Annotated in this window: 19 protein-coding genes and 1 pseudogene; 13 read left to right on the top strand and 7 right to left on the bottom strand. The window is 61.6% G+C overall.

The genetic code is table 11. From position 1 onward, the window contains the following. Positions 1 to 13: 13 nt before the first annotated feature. From ACNFCI_RS22330 to ACNFCI_RS22315, 4 genes are all read right to left on the bottom strand, one after another. Entirely contained in the window at positions 14 to 724 is a 711-nt protein-coding gene (locus ACNFCI_RS22330; RefSeq protein WP_084857546.1) for an ABC transporter permease, read from the bottom strand. After that, positions 721 to 1,440: an ABC transporter permease gene (locus ACNFCI_RS22325; RefSeq protein ID WP_084857548.1), complete on the bottom strand. Its 720-nt coding sequence runs from the start codon at positions 1,438 to 1,440 to the stop codon at positions 721 to 723. The genes ACNFCI_RS22330 and ACNFCI_RS22325 overlap by 4 nt, the downstream gene beginning before the upstream one ends. Positions 1,441 to 1,622: 182 nt before the next feature. Then, positions 1,623 to 2,375, bottom strand: coding sequence for a transporter substrate-binding domain-containing protein (locus ACNFCI_RS22320; protein WP_084857549.1), 753 nt, complete (start codon positions 2,373 to 2,375; stop codon positions 1,623 to 1,625). Between the two features lie 26 nt (positions 2,376 to 2,401). Then, entirely contained in the window at positions 2,402 to 3,274 is an 873-nt protein-coding gene (locus ACNFCI_RS22315; RefSeq protein ID WP_368829403.1) for a MurR/RpiR family transcriptional regulator, read from the bottom strand. A 145-nt stretch (positions 3,275 to 3,419) separates the two neighbouring features. On the opposite strand from ACNFCI_RS22315, the gene ACNFCI_RS22310 reads away from it, so the two are divergent. Both ACNFCI_RS22310 and ACNFCI_RS22305 read left to right on the top strand, forming a co-directional pair. After that, positions 3,420 to 4,445, top strand: a complete 1,026-nt coding sequence (locus tag ACNFCI_RS22310) for an Ldh family oxidoreductase (RefSeq protein WP_084857553.1) — start codon at positions 3,420 to 3,422, stop codon at positions 4,443 to 4,445. A 207-nt stretch (positions 4,446 to 4,652) separates the two neighbouring features. Then, on the top strand, positions 4,653 to 5,852 hold the full coding sequence (locus ACNFCI_RS22305; protein WP_084857555.1) for an aromatic amino acid transaminase: 1,200 nt from the start codon (positions 4,653 to 4,655) through the stop codon (positions 5,850 to 5,852). An 81-nt stretch (positions 5,853 to 5,933) separates the two neighbouring features. Here the strand turns inward: ACNFCI_RS22305 and ACNFCI_RS22300 are convergent, their stop codons facing one another. Beyond that, the gene (locus tag ACNFCI_RS22300) at positions 5,934 to 6,662 is read right to left on the bottom strand and encodes a DUF899 domain-containing protein (RefSeq protein ID WP_084857557.1); all 729 of its coding nucleotides are present in this window, start codon (positions 6,660 to 6,662) and stop codon (positions 5,934 to 5,936) included. A gap of 705 nt (positions 6,663 to 7,367) precedes the next feature. Here ACNFCI_RS22300 and ACNFCI_RS22295 point away from each other — a divergent pair. Further along, positions 7,368 to 8,155 (top strand): annotated as a pseudogene (locus ACNFCI_RS22295) (acyl-CoA dehydrogenase C-terminal domain-containing protein); the annotation flags it as partial. Between the two features lie 35 nt (positions 8,156 to 8,190). Here ACNFCI_RS22295 and ACNFCI_RS22290 read toward each other — a convergent pair. Further along, positions 8,191 to 9,288 (bottom strand): AraC family transcriptional regulator, encoded by a 1,098-nt coding sequence (locus ACNFCI_RS22290; protein ID WP_084857559.1) that lies wholly within the window; start codon positions 9,286 to 9,288, stop codon positions 8,191 to 8,193. Next, positions 9,285 to 10,316 carry an AraC family transcriptional regulator gene (locus ACNFCI_RS22285; RefSeq protein WP_324816000.1) on the bottom strand — a complete coding sequence of 344 codons (1,032 nt, stop codon included), beginning with the start codon at positions 10,314 to 10,316 and terminating at the stop codon, positions 9,285 to 9,287. Before ACNFCI_RS22285 ends, ACNFCI_RS22290 begins: the two co-directional genes overlap by 4 nt. A 777-nt stretch (positions 10,317 to 11,093) precedes the next feature. Between ACNFCI_RS22285 and ACNFCI_RS22280 the strand changes: the two genes are divergently transcribed. From ACNFCI_RS22280 to ACNFCI_RS22235, 10 genes are all read left to right on the top strand, one after another. Beyond that, positions 11,094 to 12,518, top strand: coding sequence for a DUF1329 domain-containing protein (locus ACNFCI_RS22280; RefSeq protein WP_368829404.1), 1,425 nt, complete (start codon positions 11,094 to 11,096; stop codon positions 12,516 to 12,518). Positions 12,519 to 12,541: 23 nt separating this feature from the next. Continuing rightward, positions 12,542 to 14,188: a DUF1302 domain-containing protein gene (locus tag ACNFCI_RS22275; RefSeq protein WP_324815994.1), complete on the top strand. Its 1,647-nt coding sequence runs from the start codon at positions 12,542 to 12,544 to the stop codon at positions 14,186 to 14,188. Positions 14,189 to 14,202: 14 nt separating this feature from the next. After that, a complete protein-coding gene (locus ACNFCI_RS22270) occupies positions 14,203 to 16,605 on the top strand; it encodes an RND family transporter (protein ID WP_368829405.1) in 2,403 nt (800 codons plus the stop codon). A 10-nt stretch (positions 16,606 to 16,615) separates the two neighbouring features. Next, positions 16,616 to 17,593 carry a WD40/YVTN/BNR-like repeat-containing protein gene (locus ACNFCI_RS22265; RefSeq protein ID WP_084857568.1) on the top strand — a complete coding sequence of 326 codons (978 nt, stop codon included), beginning with the start codon at positions 16,616 to 16,618 and terminating at the stop codon, positions 17,591 to 17,593. Positions 17,594 to 17,763: 170 nt separating this feature from the next. Further along, positions 17,764 to 19,095: an NAD(P)/FAD-dependent oxidoreductase gene (locus ACNFCI_RS22260; protein ID WP_084857570.1), complete on the top strand. Its 1,332-nt coding sequence runs from the start codon at positions 17,764 to 17,766 to the stop codon at positions 19,093 to 19,095. 66 nt (positions 19,096 to 19,161) lie between these two features. Next, positions 19,162 to 19,878, top strand: coding sequence for a hypothetical protein (locus ACNFCI_RS22255; RefSeq protein WP_368829406.1), 717 nt, complete (start codon positions 19,162 to 19,164; stop codon positions 19,876 to 19,878). Positions 19,879 to 19,967: 89 nt separating this feature from the next. Beyond that, complete coding sequence (locus ACNFCI_RS22250; protein WP_368829407.1) at positions 19,968 to 21,455, top strand: flavin monoamine oxidase family protein; 1,488 nt, start codon at positions 19,968 to 19,970, stop codon at positions 21,453 to 21,455. Positions 21,456 to 21,464: 9 nt separating this feature from the next. Further along, a complete protein-coding gene (locus ACNFCI_RS22245; protein WP_368829408.1) occupies positions 21,465 to 22,118 on the top strand; it encodes a cytochrome c in 654 nt (217 codons plus the stop codon). A gap of 33 nt (positions 22,119 to 22,151) precedes the next feature. Next, the gene (locus tag ACNFCI_RS22240) at positions 22,152 to 22,802 is read left to right on the top strand and encodes a hypothetical protein (protein ID WP_084857576.1); all 651 of its coding nucleotides are present in this window, start codon (positions 22,152 to 22,154) and stop codon (positions 22,800 to 22,802) included. A gap of 88 nt (positions 22,803 to 22,890) precedes the next feature. Beyond that, positions 22,891 to 24,315: a coniferyl aldehyde dehydrogenase gene (locus tag ACNFCI_RS22235; RefSeq protein ID WP_368829409.1), complete on the top strand. Its 1,425-nt coding sequence runs from the start codon at positions 22,891 to 22,893 to the stop codon at positions 24,313 to 24,315. Positions 24,316 to 24,525 lie beyond the last annotated feature (210 nt).

Genomic DNA, 24,525 nt, shown 5'->3' with positions numbered 1-24,525 from the left:
GCGTATCCTTCGGTCAGTTCAGGTGGCGGCCCAGGCGGGCTTCCAGGTGTTTCAGGGCGCGTCTTACGATTTCCACGATCACCAGGTAGAGCACGGCGGCCCACAGGTAGATCTGGAAGTCGAAGCTGCGCGAGAAGGCCAGCTTGGTCACTCCCATCAGGTCGTACAGGGTCACCAGCGAGGCGATGGCGCTGGCCTTGATCATCAGGATCAGCTCGTTGCCCAGCGGGCCCACGGCCACCAGCAGCGACTGCGGCAGCACCACCTTGAAGAAGGTGGTCGAGCGCTTGAGGCTCAGGGCCCGGGCCGCTTCGTACTGGCCTGGCGCCACGGCCATGAGGCTGCCGCGGAAGATTTCCGCCTGGTAGGCGGCGGTGTTCAGGGTGAAGGCCAGCAGGGCGCAGTACCAGGCCTCGCGGAAGAACCACCACAGGCCCATGTCCTGCCAGAAGCCCTTGAGCGAGCCGAGGCCGTAGTACAGCAGGAACAGCTGGGCCAGCAGAGGCGAGCCACGGAAGAAGTACACGTAGCCGGCGGACAGGTGCTGCAGCACCCGGCTGCGCGACAGGCGCGCCAGGGCCAGCAGCAGGCCCAGGACGGCGCCGAGGGTAAAGGAGATCGCCACCAGCTTGGCGGTCACCAGCAGGCCGTCGACAAAGCGCGGCCCGTAGCGCTCCAGGAGGTCGGGGTCGAGCACCATGGCCAGCAGTTGTTCGAAACTCATGCCCGGGCTCCTTGCAGGTGACGGTTGCAACGTCGTTCGATGAGAGCGAAGACCCGCCCCGAGAGTGCCGAGAACAGCAGGTAGCCCAGGCAGGCGACGCCATAGAAGAACATCGGTTCTTTGGTCACGCTGACGGCCAGGTTGGTCTGGCGCATCAGGTCGACCAGGGAAATGGTCGAGACCAACGAGGTATCCTTGAGCAGCGACAACCAGTTGTTGGACAAGCCCGGCAGGGCGATGCGGGTCAGTTGCGGCAGCACCACCTTGAAAAAGCCGGTGCGTTGGCTTAGGCCCAAGGCCGAGCAGGCTTCCACCTGGCCCTTGGGCAGCGTCTTGAACGCCGCCAGCCAGATTTCGCTGGAAAAGGCCGCGAACACCAGGCTGAAGGCGATCATCGCTGCCAGGAAGGTGTTGATCAGCACTTCCCCTTCATAGCCCATGGCCGCCAGCAACTTTTGCGCGGCGATCTGGCAGCCGTAGTAGATGATCAGCAGGGTCAGCAGCTCCGGCAGGCCGCGGAACACGGTGGAGAAACTGGTCGCCCAGGCGCGTGCCGCGCGGTTGCGCGAGCGGGCGGCGAGGGCGACCAGCAGGCCCAGGGGCAGGCCGATGGGCAGGCAGGCCAGGGCCAGCGACAGGGTCACCAGGGCACCGGCCAGCAGTGCCTGGCCCCAGCCACCGCTGGCCAAGGACAGCAAGGACAAATGTTCGAGCATGCAAAGTGCTCCTTTGCTTCAGCCTCACGCGATACCTGAGGGCAGCGAGGACCTTGTGGGAGCGGGCTTGCCCCGCGATGGCGTTGGCCCAGACGATGAGGGTGGGCCTGCCGACGCTATCGCGGGACAAGCCCGCTCCCACAGGGCACTGCAGCCCTGTTGAAGCGGGTGAGTCCGCAGGGTCAGTTGTAGATGTCGAAGTCGAAGTACTTGCTGGCGATCTTCTGGTAGGTGCCGTTGGCGACGATTTCGTCCAGGGCCTTGTTCAGACGCTGGCGCAGGGCCTCGTCGTCCTTGCGCACGGCGATGGCGGCATTGGCCTTGGTGCCGTTGACGTCGCCGAGGACCTTGCAGCAGTCCTGGCCGTTCTTGTTGACCCACTCGTGCAACGGGAACTTGTCGGCGATCACCCCGTCCAGGCGGCCGGCGGCGAGGTCGGCGTTGGCCTCGTCCATGGTCGGGTAGAGCTTCACGTCGGCACCGGCCTTGGCATACACGTCTTCGGCATAGATGGCCTGGGTGGAGGAGGACTGGGCGCCGACTGTGTAGCCCTTGAAGTCGCTTTGGGCATCGCTGATCGGGCTGTCCTTGGCCACCGCCACGGTCAGCGGGGTGCGGTAGTAGTGGTTGGTGAAGGCGATCTTCTTGCGCCGCTCCTCGGTGTCGATCATCGAGGCGACCACGGCGTCATACTTGCGTGCCATCAAGGCCGGGATGATGCCTTCCCAGTCCTGGGCCACCAGGGTGCATTCGACCTTCATCTGCGCGCACAGGGCATGGGTGATGTCGATATCGAAGCCGTGCAGCGTGTTGTCGGCGTCGACGTAGTTGAAGGGCGGGTAGGCACCTTCGGTGGCGAACCGCAGGGTTTCGGCGCTGGCCGCGCCCGCCAGGAACAGGGCACACGCACCCACCACAGCCATGGTCTTTCTCATCTTGCACCTCTGGACGTTCACTCTTGCTATTGTTGTTTGCTCGCGGGCCACGAGGTGTAGCCGACGAACTCGTTATGTAGAGCGGCAGTTGCTTCCAAGCGTCTTTCAACATCAGGCCCCAGCTTCCTGCAGACCTCGTTGACCATCAGATGCACCCACGACAGCATCGCCGAGGTGGATTCCCAGAAGAGATTGAATTCGGTGGGGATGCGGAACACCTCGTCGGCGTTGGCGTCGGCCCAGTCGCAGAAGGTGTCGGTCACTAGGGTGACCGGGATGCCGGCCTGGCGCGCCTTCTGGCACAGCTGCAGGGCATGGCGGGAATAACGGCGTGCCTCGAACACCACCAGCGCGCTGTCCTCGGCGCGGCCGAGCAGCACTTCGCCGAAGTGCCCGGCGCTGCCGTCGACCAGCTGCACGCCATCGCGCAGGTATTGCAGCAGGTGGCTCATGCACATGGCCACGCCGCGTTCGGTCTGGAAACCGGCGATGAACACCCGCGGCTTGGCCGCCAGGCGCTGGGCGACCTGTTGCCAGGCCTGGCCACGGCTGTATTCATGCACCCGGACCAACGCCGCGATCTCCAGCTCCAGGCTGCCGGAGCTCTCGCTGTCGTCCTGCCCCTGGCGGTATTCTTGCAGGCGATCACCCACCAGCCAGGGGCCATCGCCCAGGTCGCTCTGCAGGTCCTGCTTGAGTGCCTTGAGGTGCGCATAGCCCAGGGCGCGGCAGAAGCGGCCGACGCTGGACTCGCTGACGCCCAGCTTGGCGGCGATGCTCGCAGAGGTCTGGAACGGCAGTTCATGGAGGTTGGCGAGCATGTAGCTGGCGATCTTGCGGCCCGAGGCTGCGGTGCTGTGCAGGCTGTTCTCGAGGCGTTGCTTGATCGGTTGGCTCATGGTCGGCTCCGGGTGAGATGAGGCGTGGATAGAAAATGGATGTTTTCTGTCATCAAGTCAACAATTGACAGATAGCTGTCATTCGCGGGACAGTTTTGCCCTTGCCTACGCTGTAGCCATTCCAATTCCAAGAAAGGAGCTCCAGATGTCCGCACCTTCCGCCAACCCTGTCGTGCGCGTGCCTTTCGCCGAGCTGCAGGCGCTGTTGCAACGGATCTTCCTGCGCCACGGTTGCGCCGAGCCGGTCGCTGCCGTGCTGGCCTTCAACTGTGCCAGCGCGCAGCGCGATGGCGCCCACAGCCATGGGGTGTTTCGTATCCCTGGCTATGTCTCGACCCTGGCCAGCGGCTGGGTCGATGGCCAGGCCATACCCCAGGTGAGCGATGTGGCACCGGGTTACGTGCGGGTCGATGCCCGAGGTGGTTTTGCCCAGCCGGCCCTGGCTGCGGCCCGGCCCCTGCTGGTCGAGAAAGCCCGCAGCGCCGGGGTCGCGGTGTTGGCGATCCACAATTCGCACCATTTCGCGGCGCTCTGGCCGGACGTCGAGCCGTTCGCCGACGAAGGGCTGGTGGCCCTGAGCGTGGTCAACAGCATGACCTGCGTGGTGCCACATGGAGCGCGCAAGCCACTGTTCGGCACCAACCCCATCGCCTTCGCTGCGCCTTGTGCCGGGCATGATCCGATCGTCTTCGACATGGCCACCAGCGCCATGGCCCATGGCGACGTGCAGATCGCCGCGCGGGCCGGCGAGCAGTTGCCGCCGGGCATGGGCGTGGACGCCCAGGGCCAGCCCACCTGCGACCCCAAGGCGATTCTGGAAGGCGGTGCCTTGTTGCCGTTCGGCGGGCACAAGGGCTCGGCGCTGTCGATGATGGTCGAGCTGCTGGCCGCGGCGCTGACCGGCGGGCACTTCTCATGGGAGTTCGACTGGTCCGGGCACCCGGGGGCGAAGACGCCGTGGACCGGGCAGTTGATCATCGTCATCGACCCGAGCAAGGCCGAAGGCGAGCGCTTCGCCCAGCGCAGCCGGGCGCTGGTGGAGCACATGCAGGCGGTGGGGCTGAGCCGTATGCCTGGGGAGCGCCGTTACCGCGAGCGGGAGCTGGCGCAGCGTGAAGGGGTGGCTTTGACCGAGCAGGAATGGCAAGGGCTCAAGTCGTTGGTTGAGTGACTCTGCGGAGGGCTTGGGGCGGGGTGGTGGCTGTGGGATCTAGCGCCGCCTGCGCGGCGCTCGATCTCACAGGCGTCAAACGTGCAAAGCCGAACATGCAAGGCTGCATTGACACCCTTGCACATCAGTGATGTTCCTCCAGCGCCACTGCAGGTATCCTCGCAGGCAGCATTCCCCGAACTGTCCTGATCCAAGGAGCTGTGCGCTGTGTTCAAACATGTCGATGCCTATGCCGGCGACCCGATTCTCTCGCTGATGGAGACCTTCAAGGCCGACCCCCGTGCCGACAAGGTCAACCTGAGTATCGGCCTGTACTACGACGAAGCGGGCGTGGTGCCGCAACTGGCGGCGGTGGGCGAGGTGGAGAAGCGCCTGGCCGACCAGCCCCACGAAGCCTCGCTTTACCTGCCCATGGAAGGTCTGGCCAGCTACCGCCAGGCGATCCAGGCACTGCTGTTCGGGGCCGACCACCCGGCCGTGACCGGTGGTCGCGTGGCCACCGTGCAGACCGTCGGCGGTTCCGGTGCGCTGAAGGTCGGTGCCGATTTCCTCAAGCGCTACTTCCCGCAGTCGCAGGTCTGGGTCAGCAACCCGACCTGGGACAACCACCGCGCCATCTTCGAAGGTGCAGGCTTCAAGGTCCACACCTACCCGTACTTCGATGCGGCCAGCCGTGGCCTGGACTTCGCCGGCATGCTCGGCGCGCTGCAGGCGCTGGAGCCGAACAGCATCGTCCTGCTGCACCCATGCTGCCACAACCCCACCGGCGTCGACCTGGACCAGAGCCAATGGCAACAGGTGGTCGAGGTGGTCAAAGCGCGCCAGCTGATTCCGTTCCTGGATATCGCCTACCAGGGTTTCGGCGAAGGCCTGGTGGAAGATGCCTACGCCATTCGCGAAATGGCCCGTGCCGGCGTGCCGTGCCTGGTGAGCAATTCGTTCTCGAAGATCTTCTCGCTGTATGGCGAGCGGGTAGGGGGCTTGTCGGTGGTCTGCGACGACGACGCCACCGCCCAGAGCGTGCTCGGTCAGCTCAAGGCCACCGTGCGCCGCAACTATTCCAGCCCACCCTGCCACGGCGCCCAGCTGGTGGCCGGCGTACTGGGTGATGCCGGCCTCAACGCCCAATGGGTGGCGGAAGTCGAAGTGATGCGCAAGCGTATCCTCGACATGCGCCAGGGCCTGGTGGACCTGCTCGGCGAGCTGCTGCCAGGCCAGGACTTCCAGTTCTTCCTGCGTCAGCGCGGCATGTTCAGCTACACAGGCTTCAGCGTCGCCCAGGTGCGCCGCCTGCGTGACGAGTTCGGTGTGTACCTCATCGACAGCGGCCGGGTATGCATGTCCGGGCTGCGCCCGGCCAACCTGCGTCGCGTGGCCGAGGCCTTCGCGGCCGTGCAACAGGGCTGAAGCCTCGCCAGGGTACCTTCACGGTGCCCGGCAGGTTGTTCGCCTGGAATGAGGGGCCTGCACGTCAGGCCCCTCGTTCGTTCACTCATGGCAGCAATGCCCCGCTTGGGCGCTCGCCGCATAGCGGTCATGGTGACGCACCCAGTCCATGGTGCCTTCCTCGTTACGCCCCAGCGGCGCGACATCGAGGAAGTTGTACGCCCCCACCAGGATGTCCAGCCCCCGGGCATAGGTGGAATAGGTGTGGTACACCTCGCCGTCGTCGTCCCGATAGAACGCGCTCAGCCCCGGCAGCTCCCGCTCGTTGCCCGTATAGGGCTCGTAGTTGTACTGCGCCGAGCCGTCGGTGGCCATGCGCACGCCGAAGTCCTCGTTGAAACGGCTGCCGTTGGAGGAGAACCAGGGAAAGCGCCAGCCCATGCGTCGGCGAAAATCCTGGAACTGGGCATACGGCGCCTGCGACACCGCCACCAGCGATACATCGTGGTGCGCCAGGTGCAGGTTGGCACCGTCGAAATGATCGGCCAGGAACGAACACCCTGGGCAGCCTTCGCTCCAGCCCTCGGCGAACATGAAGTGATAGACCAGCAGCTGGCTGCGCCCGGCGAACAGGTCGGCCAAACCCAATTCACCTCCCGGCCCCTGGAAACGGTAGGCCTGCTCGACCTTCACCCAAGGCAAGGCTCGCCGGGCTGCGGCGAGTTCGTCACGTTGGTGGGTGAAGGCCTTCTCGTGCAGCCACAACTGGCGCCGTGCGGCGAGCCATTGGCTGCGGGTGACCACCTCGTGGTCGATCGGGGAATTGCTCATGGTGGCTGACTCCGTTGGGGGGATTCAGCTACTGGTCGAGCGGCGAGGGGGCTGATCGACTGCGCCTGGCTGTTGGGCGACGAACGGGCGTCGGTTTTACTGTGCGATATAGGCCGACTTGAGGATGAGCACAGCAGTTCGATATAGGCGTGATATTCATGCTCGGCTGGGTATGCGTGAATTTCCATGAAACGCTAAAGCCGCCCGAGCAAGTCTCGGAACCTTGGGCTGTATTCAAAGTGCTTTCAGTTTTCCTCGATAGGGCGTGGTGGCGTTTTGCGTTGATGTGGGTTGGCAGCCATTAGGGCTCGTGCGCCAGTGCATTACCGAACCCAAAGCCGTGGTCTCTGACGATTGACGTGGTGGAGGTTGGGCCAATCAGTATTGGATCCCCCATGCATCGCGCAAGAGTTTGAGGAGGTCCGCGACACTGGACATTAGATAGACAGGCCAAGGGTAAAGGGGGCTGGTGTGCACGATTTGGTCTGCCGAATACAAGGTGCCTGTGAGCAAAATCGTGACCGTACCGATGAATGCAATGCGGCGCATGATCTCTCCGATTCCAGCGATCGGCGGGTTGCCGTTTTTGTTTTTGATTATCGGAAGTCTAAAGACTCCGGCTGACAGAGACTTAACAAATCGCGCCAGAAAAAGAGCAATTCATGAATGTGTGCGCGAGATATTGACTGACCGAACCGCATGCCGGCACCGACCTGGCTGGTCGGCGAGCCGAACAAAGGCCTGGCTGCGATGTTCACCATGATGAACTACGAACGACTGGGCGTGGGCGTCCAAGGATTGGCATTTTCCAGCTATGTCGCCATGCAGCTGGATAAGTCCAGGTACAGCGAAGACGCCGGCGAGCGCAAGCGCGCAGAACAACTGGTCGCGTTGCTGACGCCGGTCGCCAAGGCATTCCTGACCGATATGGGGTTGGAAGCCACGTTGCACGGCCAACAGGTGTTTGGCGGGCATGGTTATATTCGCGAATGGGGCCAGGAACAATTGGTACGTGACTGCCGTATCACTCGGATCTATGAGGGTACGAATGGCATTCAGGCGCTGGATCTGCTCGGCCGCAAGGTCCTGGGAACGGGAGGCGCCTCTGCGAAAACCTTGATCGACGAGGTGCTGGGTTTCATCCATTCGGCGCCACCAACACTGGCCGAATTACCGCACCCTTGAAAGCTGCGGTCCTCAATCTTGAGGAGTTGACGGACTGGATCCTGGACCGCGCCAAGGGTGATCCCAACGAAGTGGGTGCCGCCTCGGTCGAGTACCTGCATGTCTTTGGCTACACCGTCTACGCCTATATGTGGGCGCGAATGGCTCATACGGCGCTGCCCAAAGCAGGTCAACACGACTTCTACGCAAGCAAGCTGGGTACTGCGCGTTTCTACTTTGCCCGCCTGCTACCTCGGATCCATTCATTGATAGCCTCGGTGAAAGCCGGAAGTGAATCGCTTTATCTGCTGGACAGTTCGCAGTTCTGAGTCATGCGCATGGCAACAGTGTTGCCAAGCCGTCTTCACTCGGCAGGGCCGTTGTAGTTTTTTCGACCTCGGAGCAAGCGGGGTTGCCTGGTCAGCCCGGTTCTTCGTTGCCATTGGAGCGGGGTAACGCCAAACCAGCGATGAAAGGCGCGGCTGAAGCCGCTCGAGTCTGCATATCCCAGAAGCTTAGCTAGCCTGCTCATGCTGATGGCAGGATCCTTCAGGTAGTGCTGGGCTGATTCCTGGCGCACTTCGTCCAGAAGCTGCTGGAATGAAGTCCCTTCGGCGAAGAGTTGGCGTTGCAACGACCGTGGATTCAGGACCATCCAGCTGGCGGCCTTGTCCACTGTCGCACGGCCGCTGGGAAGCAGGTGGCGGAGCAGCTGCTTGATGGATCCAGGGAGTGCCGCGCTGGACAAGCGCTCCATTCGGCCTATGTGTGTTTCCAGCAATTGGTGCAATGTTGTGTCCTTGGCGTTCAGCGGCATCGACAGGACATCCCGTGGAAAGACCAGGCCGGTAAACGCCGACGAAAACATCGGAGGTGAGCCAAGGATGCTCCTGTAGTCCTGCTCGCTGCCAAGTGGCGCATGGGTAAAGGCCACATGATCAGGTTGCCATTCGTCACCGATCATCGCACGCAACAGTTTCAGGGCCACGGCGCACATCAGCTCTGCGGCCTGGAACTGCCCGGGACCGTACTGCCGAGGTGTTGAAAACTCGAGGCGAACCTGATCGCGTGCAGGTAGGAGCTCCATGCTAACCGCACCATTGAACACCGCATAATTGTCCTTGAGCTCCAGCAGTGCTTCGCCTACCGATTGGGTGCTGCCAAGCAGATAGAGCATGTCACCGAATACCGCTAGCCCTTGGTGCATCCCGAACCGCAAACCGAACAGCGGCTGCTCGGCATGTTGTGCGCACAAATCCAGCAATCCGCAGTAGCGTTGGTAGGCAAGGATCTGCTGGGGGAATTGTTCTACGTCCACAGGCAAAGCCATCAGCCGGAGCATTGCCGTCGGCCTGAGCCCGTCATTGCTGGCGAATTCGGTAAATTTGCTGAGCGCCAGCGCACGGATGAATGAGCCAGTGGTCGTTCTGCGCTCGCGGGGCGTGGCGGATACCGCTTTCATGGCTGAGACGCCTCGTGGGCTTCCAGTGCAGCCAGTTGCCCGGTCTGTTGTTGCCGCCATTTCTGTGGGCTGATGCCGTTCCAGCGGGTAAAAGCGCGGGAAAAGGCGCCCAGACTGGTGTAGCCAAGCAACGCGGAAAGCTGTGTCAGATTCACGGTGGAGTCACAGAGATAACGCTTGGCCATGGCTTGCCGGGTATTGTCCAGCAAAGCCTGGAAGTGGGTACCTTCGGCTTGCAGGTAACGCTGCAGAGTCCGCGGGCTGAGCGCAAGTTGCCTGGCTATCTGTTCAAGGCTGGCCTGGCCATCGCAAAGGCCGTGCCGCATTAGCCGTTGTACATGGGCGGGGAGTTCGCGCAGGGTGAGGTACGCAAACGCGTCATAGTGGTTTTTCATTAACACCTGCAAGCCAGCATCACGCTCACCGAGCGCGTGGCTCAGCAGGGCGTGATCGAATACCCAGGCATTGACTGCGCTGTCGAAGCGCGGAGTGATGTCCAGCAAGGCTCGGTAAGTGTTCAGACGGGTGCCGGCAGCGTGGCGAAGCAGAAGCTCCTGGGGTTTCCAGGCCCGCCCTAGGAGGCTCTCCATGATCCGGGTGCCGAGCGCCATGGCAAGCTCGACGGTCTGCCGAGTGGCCGTCACGTTTGCGTCTATCACGTCATAGAGCAACCAGGCTTGATTTCCCCGCTGCTCAAGCCTTAGCTCCGCGCCATTGCTGTGGGTCGGGAAATAGCGAATCAATGCCTGCAGCGCATCGCCAACCGTGTGGGCGCTGCTTACCACATAGTGCAGCGTTCCCAGCGCCGAAAGCCCTTGTTGCAAGCCAAGCTGCAGGCCGAACAGCGCATTGCCGGACCTGCGCGACGCCAACTCTAGGAGTGCGGCAAAGCGTTCACCGCTGAGCGGCAGGTCAGTCCGGCCGTCCAACACGCCTGCCTCTTCAAGCAGCGCACGGGCATCCAGACCCTGGCGAGTCGAGAACTCGTCGAAACCGAGCAGGGCGATGTCGAGGACGAAAGAAGTCATGTCGAAGGTTCTGGTCCGGCAGTGTGCATGCAATGCCCGAGGTGGTGATGGGGCATCGTAACAGCTGTCCGCCACCCTGGAACATGGCTTTCCAGGCTGTCATAAAAAGCCTGTTTAGTGGCGCGATATGTGAAGCAATCAAGCATCTTTGCCCGTCAGACTCGGAGAGGACGCACCAACAAAAACAAACTCTGCTGCGGCCAAGCGCCGATTACGGAGACCGTCATGACTCGAATGCTTATCGTCATTGTGTTCGTTGTGCTGGTTGCAGGTGGTGTCTACCTGTCGACTGTGGGCGCTTCTGCGAGCCCCGGCATTACCCCTCACATTCACCCCGTTGCCGGAATCGGCGATGTTTTTCGGCATTAGGGCACAGGCTCATTGAATGTCGCCTTGACCAAAGCCTGCCTGCGTAATTGAGCGCTCATTGCGGCCTTCCACTTTTTACTTTCCTCGATGACGCCTGCCTGCCCCGCTCGGATCCGCCTGGGGCAGGGGAGAATGCATTCTCATCGAATTAAGGTAACAAGTGTTCCGTAATTGCACATTTTGTTCTTGTGCGTGCTTCAGAGATGGGCATCTGAGTTGTCAGGTATCACATATCAATCGTTATAAAAATGTAACTAATTGAAAATAAACATGAAAAAATATTGGCAAACAAATTGCTGTGTCATTGCGTGGTCGCCATCTGACCATGCTTTGAAACAAACCCAGCCGTAAATCGTGCCTCGAACGAGGCATGTCGAACGGTCGCCAAGAGCTCGTGAGGAACCTCGCATGAAAGATGTGATTCAGCGCCTTGATATTGGAACTTCCATTGGCTGCCGAGGGCGGTCATTGGTCCTGGCACTTGTGGCACTGGCCGCCTGCGACGCAGTGCAGGCTGCGCAGAACGATGCTTCGCAATTGGGAACGAAACTGACGCCCTTGGGTGCTGAAGTTGCTGCGAGCGCCGATGGCGTGATTCCCGCCTGGGCGCCGCCTGGCAAGCAGGACACAGGCTGGAGTTATGGGCAGGTGCGGGGGCAGTCCTGGAGGTTCAAGGATGATCAGCCGCTCTATAGCATTACCGCAGCCAACGTAGCACAGCACGCCAAGCAGCTTTCTCCAGGCCAGTTGGAGCTGTTCAAGAAAATTCCCGATTTCCGCATGGATGTCTATCCGACCCGACGCACCTGCGGTGCACCGGACTTTGTCGTCGACAATACGCGCAAGAATGTCGGTTTCGCCACGCTCGACGCCGACGGGGTTGCGCTGCAGGACGCTCATGTTCCCGGCATTCCGTTTCCCATGCCGACCACAGGCGCCGAGGTCATGTGGAACATGAAGATGCGCTACCGCGGCATAGGCTTCGACATGTCCAAGACGGTGTCCGGCCTTTCACCGCGTCCCGGTGGCGGGAGCTGGTTGCAGACCTCGACCGACTGGTTCATGTTCACGCCGTGGGGGCAGAAGGGCAGTGCGCTGTTCTCTTCGTTCGACCGACTCGAGGTGGCCACCTACTTCTCCTACAACGAGCCGGCTGCACTGGCTGGCCAGGCCGGGGTAGTCACGACCAAGGCCGGCGAGCAGGCGAGCACCTTCTACTACTTCCCTGGCCAGCGCCGGGTGCGTCGCATGCCGTCGTATTCCTATGACTCGCCGCAGATCGGCCTGGATAACCAGTACACCATCGACGAGTCGAACATCTTCTTCGGTCCGATGGATCGCTTTGACTGGAAGCTGGTCGGCAAGCAGGAGCTGCTGGTGCCCTACAACTCGTTCGGGGCGTATGACGCATCTGCCCGTATCGAGGATGTTGCGCAGCAGAACGCCTTTGCGCCGCAGTACCGCCGCTATGAGCTGCACCGGGTCTGGGTCGTCGAGGCGACCGTACGCCAGGGCATGCGCCACCAGGCGCCCAAGCGTGTGTTCTATATCGACGAGGACAGCTGGAACGGCCTGGTTGCGGTTGACTATGACAAGCAAGGGCAGATCTGGAAAGTCCGCGAGGGCTACCCCATCCCTGTCTACGAGACCGGCACCTGCGATATGGAAGCCCAGGTCCAGTACAACCTGGTAGACGGTCGCTACCTCTACGACATGACCTCCATTGGCGTCGGCAAGAAAGACCATCGCTGGCTCACCGAGGATGCCGGCAACCCCCGTCTGAAGCGTGACTTCTACACCTCGGACAACCTGCGTGCCATCAGCGAACGTTGAACTTCTCCACTTCGAGCGCCGCCATGAAAACAACAATCACAAAAGCATCAGGCCTTGCTATTGCGTGCATGACTCCCCTGGCAATGGGGTTCACTTTCGAGACCGAGACCGTCAGGGGCTCGTTCGATTCGACGATTTCCTACGGCATGGGTATTCGCACCGAGTCCCAGGCCTGCAACCTGATCAACCAGGGTACCAGTGGGCATCATCCGCCCAGCGGTTGCCTGGCACAGACCTCCGGAATTGGCGACCAGGGTGACCTCAACTACGACAAGGGCGACCTGTTCACCCATTATCTGAAAGGCACCCATGAACTGCTGTTAAAAATGCCGGAAGACTTCACCTTCATGGCTCGCGGCAGCTGGATCCGCGATTTCGCGGCCACTGATACCAGCGGCGCATTGTCGTTCTACACCCCTGATGGCGTGGGCAAGGACGGGCTGACCAGTGCCGCCCGCGATGACCTGGAGTTCAAGGCGCGCCTGCTCGACCTGTGGGTAAGCAAGGGCTTTGATGTCGGCGACCAGCGGGTCCGCGCCCGCCTGGGGAACCAGGTGATCAACTGGGGCGAGAGCCTATTCGTGCAAGGCGGTATCAACAACACCAACGCCTACGACATCCAGGCGCTCTCGCGCCCGGGCGTGCAACTGAAGGAAGCGGTGCTCCCGGCACCGATGCTGAGCCTGGCATCGGGTCTCGGTAGTGGGGTCAACATCGAGGCCTATTACCAGTTCGCCTGGAACAAGAGCGAGGTGCCACCGGTGGGCAGCTACTGGTCCTACACCACGGCGCTGGGTAGCGGGATGAAGACCTACGGGTTCGACGACAAGGACGCCCGCGACAGCGGGCAATGGGGCCTTTCGCTGCGTTGGCAGCCGCAGGACAGCGACCTGAACGTCGGCTTGTACGTGCTGCGCTACCACGACAAGCTGCCATCGCTGACGATGCGCCTGCTGGACACGGACACCTTCGCCTTGGCGCAGAAGTGGGAGTATCCGGAAGACCGCATGCTGTACGGCATCAGCGCGAACATGCCGATCGGCGATTGGGCGGTGGGTACCGAGCTATCCTACCGGCCCAAGGACGCAGTGCCGCTCAACCCGGTGCTGGATTTGTGCAGCAACAATGGCGGCAAGTGCTGGAAGGACGAGAAGAAGTTCCAGTGGCACCTCACCGGGCTTTACAGCATGACGCCGTCCAATTCGCCCACCCTGCTCGATTTCACCGGCGCCAGCACCGGCACGTTGCTGACCGAGCTGGTGGTCATCAAGTACCCGGGGCTGCACCGTAGCTATGACGGCGAGATTATTGCCGCCGGCGGCAATACCTGGCAGCTGGACCCTGCGACGGCGCCAAAGGCTCGGGGTGACAAGACCTCATCGGGGATCAACCTGGACTTCAGCCTCACCTACGACGGCACTTTGGTCCCAGGCTGGCAGGTGACGCCAGGGATCTTCTATTCACGCTCCCTCGGTGGACGAACGCCCAACCTCTCGGCGACCTTTACCGAAGATGCCAGCAGCATGAATCTCTACCTCAACTTCGTGCGTAACCCTGCCAGTTGGCAGGTGTCGTTCAACTACGCCAAGTTCATGGGAGGCGACACGCCCTATGACCAGCTGTTCCGTGATCGCGACTACGTAGGTGTCGTCGTTTCGCGCACTCTGTGAGGCCTGCCGTGAACATGTCTATCAAGATCAAAGAAACACCGCCGCGTGGCCTGCTGGCATGCGGCGAAGCCTGGTTGTTCGGGCATCGTGGCTGGGTGCTGGCGACGCTCGCGTCGTTCACCCTGGGTATGGCGTGGTTCGCCGTGCATCTGCGCATGGATGCAGGATTCGAGAAGCAGTTGCCGATTGGTCATGAATACGTGGAGACATTCAAGCAATACCGCGGCGACCTGCTCGGCGCGAACCGCCTGACCATTGTGGTCAGGGCGCGCAACGGCACCATCTGGAGCGAGGCGGGGTTACGCCGGTTGGCCGATGTGACCCAGGCAGTCACGTTCCTGCCCAGTGTTTCTCGCAGCAGTGTCCGCTCGCTCTGGACGCCGAACGCCTTCGTCAACGAAATCACGGAGGAGGGCTTTCGTGCCGACCCGTTGGTGCCGGGAACGGTGACCCCCGAGCGGCTGGATGCCACTATCATCGGGCGCATTGCTGATTCCACCGCTCAGGGCGGCTATATCGGCACCCTGGTTTCCAGGGACCAGACCAGTGCGATGATCACTGCCGAGCTCAACGAATACGATGTCCATGGGCAGCGCCTGGACTATGTGGCCTACAACCGTGTGCTGGAGCAGCAATTGCGACAGCCGTTCGAGGATGCCGACTTCGAGATCCAGCTGATCGGTTTCGCCAAGCAGATTGGCGATATCGCCGATGGCGCAGCAGCGGTGCTGGAGTTCTGCTTGCTGGCCTTGCTACTGACGGCGGCGGCGGTGTACTGGTACTGCCACTCGGTGCGCTTCACGTTGCTCGCGCTGGGTTGCTCGTTGACGTCGCTGGTCTGGCAATTCGGTAGCTTGCGCCTGTTGGGCTATGGCCTCGATCCGCTGGCGGTGCTGGTGCCGTTCCTGGTCTTCGCCATTGGCGTTTCCCACGGTGTACAGCAGATAAACTACATCGTCCGCGAGATCGCTGATGGCAAGCCTGCCGCGCAGGCTGCCCGCTCCAGCTTCCGCGGGCTGCTGATACCCGGCACTTTGGCGTTGGTTACCGCGTTGGTGTCCTTCGTCACCCTGCTGCTGATCCCCATCCCCATGGTCCGCGAACTGGCGATCACCGCCTCGCTTGGCGTCGCCTACAAGATTGTCACCAATCTGGTGATGCTGCCGTTGGTGGCTTCGATGCTGAAGGTCGATGCACGCTATGCCGCTGCCGAGGAAGTGTCGCGCCAACGGCGGTCGCGCTGGCTGGAAGACCTGGCGAGGCTGGCGGACTGGCGCAACGCCCGCTGGGTGCTGGTGGTTGCCGTGGCCGTATTCGTCATGGCCGTCTGGCAAAGCCACGACCGTGTGGTCGGCTCGCTTCAGGCAGGGGCGCCGGAGCTGCGGGAGGATTCACGCTTCAACCGCGATGCCGTGGCCATTGCCAGCAATTATGACATCGGCCTCGATTGGCTGAGCGTGGTTTTCGAGGTACGGCCAGGGCCGGATGGCAGTGCCAATGCTTGCGAGGATACCGCGCTGGGGCAATATCAGGACCGCTTCGTCTGGGCCATGGAAGGGGTACCTGGGGTGCTCTCAGTGGCGTCGTTCTCATCAGCGATGCGCCAGTTCAACGAGGGCTACAACGAAGGCAATCCGAAGATGAGCGCGGTGCCCATCGACCCGATGAACTATTCGTCTCTGGCCGCCGAGGTGGGGCGCTTGCCTGGCCTGATGCGCACCGATTGCAGCATGACCGCGGTGCACCTGTATCTGGCTGACCACAAAGCCACCACCATCTCCCGAGTAATCGATGCGGTGAAGGCGTTTCGCACTGCCTATCCGCAGCAGGGCATTGCAGTGCGCCTGGCGTCAGGCAATGCCGGGGTGATCGCGGCGATCAACGAGGAGGTCGAGAAGAGTGAAACGCCGATGCTGCTCTATGTCTATGCGGCGATCGCCTTGTTGGTGTTCATCGTCTACCGCGACCTCAGGGCAGTGCTGGTGTGCTGTTTGCCGCTGACCCTCGGCACCTTCATCGGTTACTGGTTCATGAAGGAGCTGCAGATCGGCCTGACCATCGCCACCCTGCCGGTGATGGTCCTGGCGGTGGGCATCGGTGTCGACTACGCGTTCTACATCTACAACCGCATCCAACTGCACCAGGCCCATGGCCAGTCCATCGCCACCGCGGTGGCCTGCGCCCTGCGCGAAGTCGGGATCGCGACCATCTTCACTGCGCTCACGCTCGCGGTTGGCGTTGCCACTTGGTCGTTCTCTGAGCTCAAGTTCCAGGCTGACATGGGCAAACTGCTGGCCTTTATGTTCATGGTCAACATGGTCATGGCCATGACGGTGCTGCCAGCGTTCGCCGTCTGGCTGGAACGGGTGTTCCCACGCAAGCGCCCGGTGCGCATGGTCGGCGCGCTGACCCATTGAGGAGAATGACATGCACTACCTGAAACGGGTCATGGGCATCGCCCTGTTAGCGGCCATGCCAATGGCCGCGCCTTGGGCCGCGGGGCTGCAAGCGGTGCCGGTGGCACCTGCCAGCAATGCCGCGCACGCCATGATGCTGGGCGCGGGCCAAGCGGGGGAGCGGGTGGTGGCCGTCGGTGACCATGGCATCGTGTTGCTTTCCGACGACCATGGGCGCAGCTACCGGCAGGCCCACGGCGTACCCTTGTCAAGCACGTTGACCAGTGTCAGCTTCGTCGATGCCAGTAACGGCTGGGCCGTTGGCCACTGGGGCGCGATCCTGGCCAGCGGTGATGGCGGAGAAACCTGGTCGGTGCAGCGCATCGACAGCGATGTCGACCGCCCGCTGTTCGCGGTGCATTTCTTTGATCGCCAACAAGGCGTGGCGGTAGGGTTGTGGTCGCTGATACTCACAACCGACGACGGCGGGGGCACATGGACCGAACGCACCTTGCAACCCCAGCCTGGTGCTAGTCGCGCCGACCTCAACCTGTTGAGCCTGTTCAGCGATGGGCAGGGGGCCGTCTATGCCACCGCCGAGCATGGCAAGTTGCTGCGCTCGGATGACCGGGGCAAGACCTGGCGTTACCTGGACACCGGCTACCAGGGCTCGCTGTGGAGTGGTGCCGTGCTGCCGGATGGGCGTCTGCTGGTAGGCGGGCAACGCGGTACCTTGTTGCGCGGTACGCCGGACGCACGTGCGTGGCAGCGCATACCGCTGAACAGCCGTAGCTCGATTACCACCATACAGGCAGAGGGCAAACACATACTGGCGGCAGGCCTTGATGGCCTACTGGTAGACAGCCAGGACGGCGGCGCTACCTTCGACGAGAGGCGCAGCGGCGATGGCGTTTCGCTGACCGCTGCACTCATGCAGGGTGACGGCCAGCCGTTACTGTTTTCCCGCCATGGCGTGAGCGCGCCGCCTTCAGATCAAAAACCTCGCTGAGCCTGCCCGGTCGCACCGTCCTCAAGGGTGCGGCCGCGCTTATCCAAGCCTGCAGATCCGCTTCCATAGCTGATGATGGATGCATCTAAAAAACAACATAACAGTTGTTGCGTTAAATCTGGCACAGCAGTAGAGTCTGACTAAACAACAACAATTTTCGGAGGCAAACGATGTCCGAGCCCCGCAGCAATGTTGACAAGTTTCGCCTTCTCGGCGGGTGGGTCGAACAACCGGACGACCTGCAGCCGAAGCTCGAGGAGGACATCAATGCCGATGTGATCATCATCGGCGCGGGTTTCGCCGGGCTGTCCACTGCCCTGGAACTCACCGCGCTCGGCGCCAGCGTGGTAGTCCTCGAGCAGGCATTTGCAGGGTTCGGCGCCAGCGGTCGCAATGCCGGCTACCTTGCCGGCAGTATGGGTGTCGAGTTCGAACTGTTCCACAAGCGCCTCGGCGTGGATCAGGCGAGGAAGGTCGTGTCCTTCTATGATGAAGGCGTGGCTTACGTGGAACGACGGCTGGGTGAGCTGGCTATTGATTGCGATTACCTCCCCAGCGGTGTTATCCGTGCGGTGATCCATCCCTCCCAGGAAAAAAGGCTGCGCCACAGCATGGCGCTGGGCCAGGAGCTGGGTTCGGTCACACGGTTCGTGGATCAAGACGAAATGCGCGCTCGCGGTATCCCGCCTGCGTTCCTTTTCGGTTGTATTCAGCACGGTGGCACGCTCGATCCCGGCAAATATGTGATGGGCTTGCGCCGAGCGGCGCTGCAGGCCGGTGTGCGCTTGTTCGAACAGACCAAGCTGCTGTCTTACAGTGACGGCCCAACCATCACCTGCCGAACCGAGAAAGGCTCGGCGAGCGCGCCAATCATGGTCCTGGCCACCAATGCCTACACCCCGCAACTGGGTTTGCTGCGCGACAAGATCACGCCGCTGCGGGTCTCGGCCATCGAGACGCAGCCGCTGTCCGCTGCACAACTGAAATCCCTGGGTTGGCAGGGGCGCGAAGGCATCGTGACTCCTCATTGGACCATGGAGAGTCACCGCCTGACCGCGCGCAACACCCTCCTGATAACCACCAAACAATTGGGCTACGCCTATGGCTCGAAGACCCCGAACGAACCGGATCGGGCGGCCTACGCCGCTTTGAGGCAAGCCCTGGATGACCGTTTCCCGTCATTGCGCGACGTGACGATCGACAAGTGCTGGAGCGGCTATATCAGCCTGGCTTACGACGCCTTGCCGGTGGTGGGCGAAACCGGGCCGCACAACAATATCTATTACACGGCGGGTTGCTCGGGACATGGCGTTGGCACCCAATCGCTGATCGGCTTCCTGCTGGCGGAACGCATTGGGGGCATCGAGCAACCCTTGCTCACCGCGCTGCGCCACAAGAGCCCCTCGACGCTTCCCGAACCTCTGCAGTGGTGCGCGGTGAAGGCCGCTCTGGCGGGTGTAAACCTGCTCGACAACGCCCTGAACCGCCGGGCGCGAGCGTAGCAACTGTGCCAAGGCGCCGTCCCCTCGCGGCGCCAGGCTGATCTATCTGTCCACCCGGGAGATGCAATGAACAACTATACGAATGAGGCCGTGCGTTTCACCGCGTGGGTTTCGATCATCGGCGGACTTTTCGCCTACCTCAATGTCGGTTTCATGCTCATGGTCACCCAGGGCGACATGGCCGTGACATTGCAGGGAGCGACCATGCTTACCCTGCCGGCTGAAGCCAGGCAGTACTTCAGGTTGTCGATGCTCGCCGACATCCTGGGGTTCTATCTGCCACTGTTGGCTCTGGGGGCGTATTTCTGGCGTGAATTTCGCGATGAGGCCGGGGTGCTCGGGGACATGGCCCTGCTGGCTATCGCTACCTATGTGGTGCTCGGCGTGACAGGTGCAAGTCTGCAACTTTCGGTGCTCAACCCGCTGGCCCAATTGCACTTGACGGGCAGCGAGGCCCTGCGAGCTGGCGCCGAGGCAGCATGGACGACTATTGCAGTGGCTAGCCAGCGCGGGCTGTGGTGGTGCGAAGGCCCCGTGGTCCTATTTTGGGGAATCGTCGTGGGACGGTATCTGAAGAATGCCGGATGGGGGAGCTCGGTCCTGCTGCCGCTGAAGGTGGTGGGCTGGTGCTTCGGCTTGTATTTCATTTCCGGCTTTTTTGCAGCCCTGGATCTGTTGACCAATGCCTTGCTGGTGCTCGTGGTACTGATCTTCCCGTTCTGGATGGTGTTGTTCGGGGTGCAGTTGCGACGCCGCGCACTGCGCCTGCCACTGGGCGCCTGAACGATAACGCTCCATCCCTTGCTTGTTGGACCTGAAGCGCCACGCAGTGGCGCAGCACAATCGAATAACAATAGCGTGAGGCTCCTTTTATGGCTGAAAAGCCTACCTCCAATTCATTGGATCTCAAGCGCCGGCAGTTGCTGAAGTTCGCTGGCGCCACCGCGGCCGTTAGTGGCCTCGGCCTGCATGCCGGCCTGGCCAGCGCTGCCGAGCCTCTGGCGGCGGCGCATGGCGACGATGAGGGCATTCTGGATGTCGCCATCATTGGCGCCGGCATGGCTGGACTCACGGCGGCCCGCGACCTGCTGAATGCTGGGTGCCGCTCATTCCAGGTGCTGGAAGCCCGTGAGCGGGTCGGCGGCCGGGTGCTCAATTACGACCTGGGCTCGGGCTACATCTCCGAGGTGGGGGGGCAGTGGATCGGGCCAGGGCAGACGGCGGTCGCCGACCTGGCCCGTGAGCTTCAGGTAGACACGTTCCCCACCTACTACCAAGGGAAGACCGTGGTTCTTGGGGGGGAAGGGCGGCTGGAGATCGACTTGCAAGGCACCTTCGGCACTGATGAACGTATCGGCGCCAAGCTCAGCGAGCTCTCCAGATTGGTACCGTCCGGTAAGCCATGGACTTCCTCCAAGGTCGACGAACTGGACAAGCTCTCGGCAGGCGACTGGCTCGCGCAACAAGATATCAAGCCTGAGGACAGGTCTGGCTGGGATACCAGCTTGATGCTCACCTGTGGTGTGGCCCCGGCCAAGATGAGTCTGCTGCACTTTCTGTCGATGATCAATTCGGCAAGCTGCGACTACATGAAGTTGGACTCGATCAAGGACAGCGCCCAGGGCACGCGCTTCGTGGGCGGTTCGCAGATACTGTGCACCCGCATCGCCGAGCAGTTGGGCGACCGTCTGCGTCTAGCCTGCCCGGTGCGTGCGATCAGCGAGTGGGACCGTGACATCGTCACGCTGCACACTGACCAAGGGTTGATACGCGCCCGCCGGGTCATCGTCGCGATCCATCCGGCCCTGTGCAACCAGGTACGCTTCGAACCCGCGCTGCCGGAAGGGCGAGCGGCGCTGCAGCGCGCCTGGCCGGCACACAGCCCGGCGCGCAAGACAGCGATGGTTTACAAGCGGCCGTTCTGGCGAGAGAAGGGCTTGAACGGCCATACGATGCAGGTCAAGGGACCACTGCTATGGGCCTGGGACAACTCCCCACCCAACGGCGAAATCGGTGTAATCAACGCCTTCGTCGTCAATGCAATGCTGCCCTCCGATCACCAGGCTGCGCAGCAGGCACTGATCGAAATCTACGCCCGTTCCTTGGGCGATGAAGCCTTGCAGCCGGTCGCCTACCACGATCATGACTGGGGGCTGGCAGATCCCTGGAGCCTCACCTGCGTGTCGGCGATTCCGCCTGGTTTCTGGAGCGAGCATGGCGAATCGTTGCGTCCGCCGTGCGGCAACCTCATCTGGTCGGGCACTGAAACTGCCGATATCTGGGCCGGATACATGGATGGCGCCGTGCGCTCAGGTCATCAAAGTGCGCTGCAGGCGCTAGCCTCGCTACGTCGGGCATAGGGGACAGTGATGAAAAAAAAATTGTTGTGGGGTACGGCAGTGTTGCTGGTCGCCCTGCTGGCCTTGTTCGGCCGTGACCTGCTGGGCTTCTACCACCTCGTCACCTATATCGACAGCACTACCCAGGCCTATGAAGCGGACGGGCCCTGGCCCCAGACGACCGATGCCTGCTACGGCTGCCATGGGCAGCGCGGAAGCTCGCAGCACCAGCGTTATCCCAGTCTGGCAGGGCAGCCCGCCGATTACCTGAAGGCGCAGTTGCATGGCTTTGCCAATGGCATCCGCCATTTCCCGAACATGCAGCCACTGGCAATGAGCCTGGGTGACGCTGAAATCGACAAGCTGGCCAACTATTACGCTCGCCAGACGCCCATGGATAACCACACGTTCCAGCCTGATCCTGATTTGCGCCAGCAAGGCGAAAAACTGGTCAAGGCGGGCGGGTGTGCTGCCTGCCATGGCGAAAAGCTGATGGGCCAGGGCGCATTCCCGCGTCTGGCTGGCCAAGGTGCCGACTACCTGCTGGTACAGCTGGACGCCTTTGCCCAGGGCAGCCGGGTCGATCCAACCGGTTCGATGAAGGCGGTTACCCAGACCCTCTCAGCGCAAGACCGCAAGGCGCTGGCGCATTACCTTGCCGCCTTGTCGGCCACCTCGAAGTAAAGCCTTCATACCTACAAGAAAGAGACCTGAGCTATGGAAACCAAAGATGTTCTTGCGTTGCTCACTTGCGTCCTCCTGGTGCTTTCCGGAAGCACCTACGGCATCAAGTTCCTGCGCAGAGGCAACTTCCTGCTGGGCCTGGAATGGTTGATCGTCGCATTTTCCGGCACCAACTTCCTGATCTACCTGCTGACCCAGTCGCAAATCGCCTACGGTATTTCGTATTTCTGCGATGCGTTTTCACGCGGCTTCGGCATCCCGATAGTCACGGTGCTTGGCCTGATGGCCGTCACCCATGGCTTCCGGCCTTCGGCGGGCAAGGACGCTTTGATATTCGCTATCACTTTTGTCTGCACGTTCGTGATGATCAAGGCTGATTTCATGATCAAGCCGCTTCCCTACTTCTACGTCATCATGTGGGCTGGCTATACGGTCTATCTGGCGTACTTCATCAGCCGCCTGGCGATGGTCGGCGAGTACTTGCATGCATTCGGGGTCACGCTAGCGGCGATGCTGGGGCTGCTGGTGGCCTGCATCTATGATTTCTACCCCATACCCGGGGATGACACGAAGGCCGTGTTCATGTCGATAGCGCTCGCCAGTTGGTCGTTCATGATGATCCAGTTGTACTACGCGTACTTCGCTCTTGAACGGACAAAACACCAGGCGGTTCCAGTGCGCTGACGCGCTCTGCTTTCCATGTTGAGGCCGTTTGCGCGACCGCAGTTGCAGTCGTTGCGATCCAGAGAGAACCACCAGGAGTACTTACACAATGTCGATCGAGCAAGTCGCCCCGGCAGTAGAGCGGATGCGTGAGATTTTTGCGCTTCAGCGCCAGGCATTCGCCGAGGAACGCTATCCATCCTATGAAACCCGACGGGCTAACCTACTGGCGCTCAAGGCGCTGGTGCTGGAGAACGCCGAACGGATCGCAGCCGCCATATCCAACGATTTCGGCCACCGGTCGGAACACGAAACCAAGATGCTCGATATCTTCGGCCTGGTCAGCGAGATCAACCACGCCGTACGTTGCCTGAAGCGTTGGATGAAACCGCGTAAGCGCGGTGTCGGGATCTGGTTCAAGCCTGCGCGCGCTGCAGTGCTGGCCCAGCCGCTCGGGGTTATCGGTATCGCCGCGCCGTGGAACTACCCGCTTTACTTGACGTTGGGCCCGCTATGCGGCGCCCTGGCTGCCGGTAACCGGGCCATGATCAAGGTGGCCAGCGACTCCAGCCACTATGGACGGTTGCTCGTCGAGTTGCTGGGCAAGCGTTTCAATCAGGACCTGGTGGCGGTGATACAGCCAGGTGCCGGTGTCAACGACGGTTTCTCCCGACTACCCTTCGATCACCTGATCTTCACCGGCTCGCCTGCGGTCGGCCGGCAGATCATGCGCAATTGCAGCGAGAATCTTACGCCTGTGACCCTGGAGCTCGGCGGCAAGTCGCCCACTGTCGTCGCCCCGGGTTACCCATTGAAGCAGGCTGCCGAGAGCGTTCTTTGGGGCAAATGCCTGAATGCCGGACAGACATGCGTCGCGCCTGACTACCTGTTCCTGCCTGCCGGCTACGAGGAGCAATTCCTGGAGCATGCCAGGGCGGCGGTGTCCCGAAATTACCCACAGCCGTTGGCTGACAACCCTGACTACACCTGCATGATCAATGCGCGCCAGCTGGCGCGGGTTGAGGCGTTACTAGCGGACGCTCGGGACAAGGGCGCGCGCGTGGTCGCGCTGGCGGATGTCGATGGCGCGCGCCGGGCGGGCAAGCTGACACCGCACTTGGTGTTCGATGTGCGCGACGACATGCTGATCATGCAGGAGGAGATCTTCGGGCCCGTGTTGCCGGTACTGGCTTATCGCAAGCTCGAGGACGCGATCAGCTACATAAACGCCCATGAACGGCCCTTGGCGCTCTACCTGTTCGACGAAGACGCCGGCCGTGTCGAGACGGTGCTGCGCCAGACATTGTCCGGAGGCGTTTCGGTCAACAGCGTGATGCTCCATGTGCTGCAGGAAAACCTGCCGTTCGGCGGTGTGGGCAATTCAGGGCTCGGCCACTATCACGCCGAAGAAGGGTTCCAGGCGTTCAGCAAGATGCGGCCGGTTTTCTACCAGGCGAAATTCAATGGCAGCTTCTTGCTCAAACCTCCTTATGGCCGCCTCACCCAGGGCCTTCTGCGCCTGATGCTGCGTTGAGCATGGTTTGCTGAGCAGGGCTGACGAGGCTATATCGAGTTGACGCTACGATCGTCATGCCCTTTTTAGCGCCCTTCGGGGCGCTTTTTTTTATGAGAGTGTCCCGTCCTGAATAAGGTTTACACCTCCTATCCCGATTTTCCGGAGAGCTAGATGGAGCAAGGTGTAAAGCGCACGCAGCGAGATTACTCGCTGTCTTTTAAATTGGCT

Origin of the sequence: Pseudomonas sp. NY15356 (assembly GCF_048068175.1) — a bacterium.
Lineage (GTDB): Bacteria > Pseudomonadota > Gammaproteobacteria > Pseudomonadales > Pseudomonadaceae > Aquipseudomonas > Aquipseudomonas putida_K.
Note: the sequence above shows the minus strand (reverse complement) of the source record. Positions and strands in the feature narration are given on the sequence as shown.

What these genes read in the sequence shown, in the direction of transcription:
- ACNFCI_RS22330 (WP_084857546.1), bottom strand. Translation starts at nt 724, where the DNA reads ATGAGTTTCGAACAACTGCTGGCCATGGTGCTCGACCCCGACCTCCTG.
- ACNFCI_RS22325 (WP_084857548.1), bottom strand. Translation starts at nt 1,440, where the DNA reads ATGCTCGAACATTTGTCCTTGCTGTCCTTGGCCAGCGGTGGCTGGGGC.
- ACNFCI_RS22320 (WP_084857549.1), bottom strand. Translation starts at nt 2,375, where the DNA reads ATGAGAAAGACCATGGCTGTGGTGGGTGCGTGTGCCCTGTTCCTGGCG.
- ACNFCI_RS22315 (WP_368829403.1), bottom strand. Translation starts at nt 3,274, where the DNA reads ATGAGCCAACCGATCAAGCAACGCCTCGAGAACAGCCTGCACAGCACC.
- ACNFCI_RS22310 (WP_084857553.1), top strand. Translation starts at nt 3,420, where the DNA reads ATGTCCGCACCTTCCGCCAACCCTGTCGTGCGCGTGCCTTTCGCCGAG.
- ACNFCI_RS22300 (WP_084857557.1), bottom strand. Translation starts at nt 6,662, where the DNA reads ATGAGCAATTCCCCGATCGACCACGAGGTGGTCACCCGCAGCCAATGG.
- ACNFCI_RS22290 (WP_084857559.1), bottom strand. Translation starts at nt 9,288, where the DNA reads ATGAAAGCGGTATCCGCCACGCCCCGCGAGCGCAGAACGACCACTGGC.
- ACNFCI_RS22285 (WP_324816000.1), bottom strand. Translation starts at nt 10,316, where the DNA reads ATGACTTCTTTCGTCCTCGACATCGCCCTGCTCGGTTTCGACGAGTTC.
- ACNFCI_RS22280 (WP_368829404.1), top strand. Translation starts at nt 11,094, where the DNA reads ATGAAAGATGTGATTCAGCGCCTTGATATTGGAACTTCCATTGGCTGC.
- ACNFCI_RS22275 (WP_324815994.1), top strand. Translation starts at nt 12,542, where the DNA reads ATGAAAACAACAATCACAAAAGCATCAGGCCTTGCTATTGCGTGCATG.
- ACNFCI_RS22270 (WP_368829405.1), top strand. Translation starts at nt 14,203, where the DNA reads ATGTCTATCAAGATCAAAGAAACACCGCCGCGTGGCCTGCTGGCATGC.
- ACNFCI_RS22265 (WP_084857568.1), top strand. Translation starts at nt 16,616, where the DNA reads ATGCACTACCTGAAACGGGTCATGGGCATCGCCCTGTTAGCGGCCATG.
- ACNFCI_RS22260 (WP_084857570.1), top strand. Translation starts at nt 17,764, where the DNA reads ATGTCCGAGCCCCGCAGCAATGTTGACAAGTTTCGCCTTCTCGGCGGG.
- ACNFCI_RS22255 (WP_368829406.1), top strand. Translation starts at nt 19,162, where the DNA reads ATGAACAACTATACGAATGAGGCCGTGCGTTTCACCGCGTGGGTTTCG.
- ACNFCI_RS22250 (WP_368829407.1), top strand. Translation starts at nt 19,968, where the DNA reads ATGGCTGAAAAGCCTACCTCCAATTCATTGGATCTCAAGCGCCGGCAG.
- ACNFCI_RS22245 (WP_368829408.1), top strand. Translation starts at nt 21,465, where the DNA reads ATGAAAAAAAAATTGTTGTGGGGTACGGCAGTGTTGCTGGTCGCCCTG.
- ACNFCI_RS22240 (WP_084857576.1), top strand. Translation starts at nt 22,152, where the DNA reads ATGGAAACCAAAGATGTTCTTGCGTTGCTCACTTGCGTCCTCCTGGTG.
- ACNFCI_RS22235 (WP_368829409.1), top strand. Translation starts at nt 22,891, where the DNA reads ATGTCGATCGAGCAAGTCGCCCCGGCAGTAGAGCGGATGCGTGAGATT.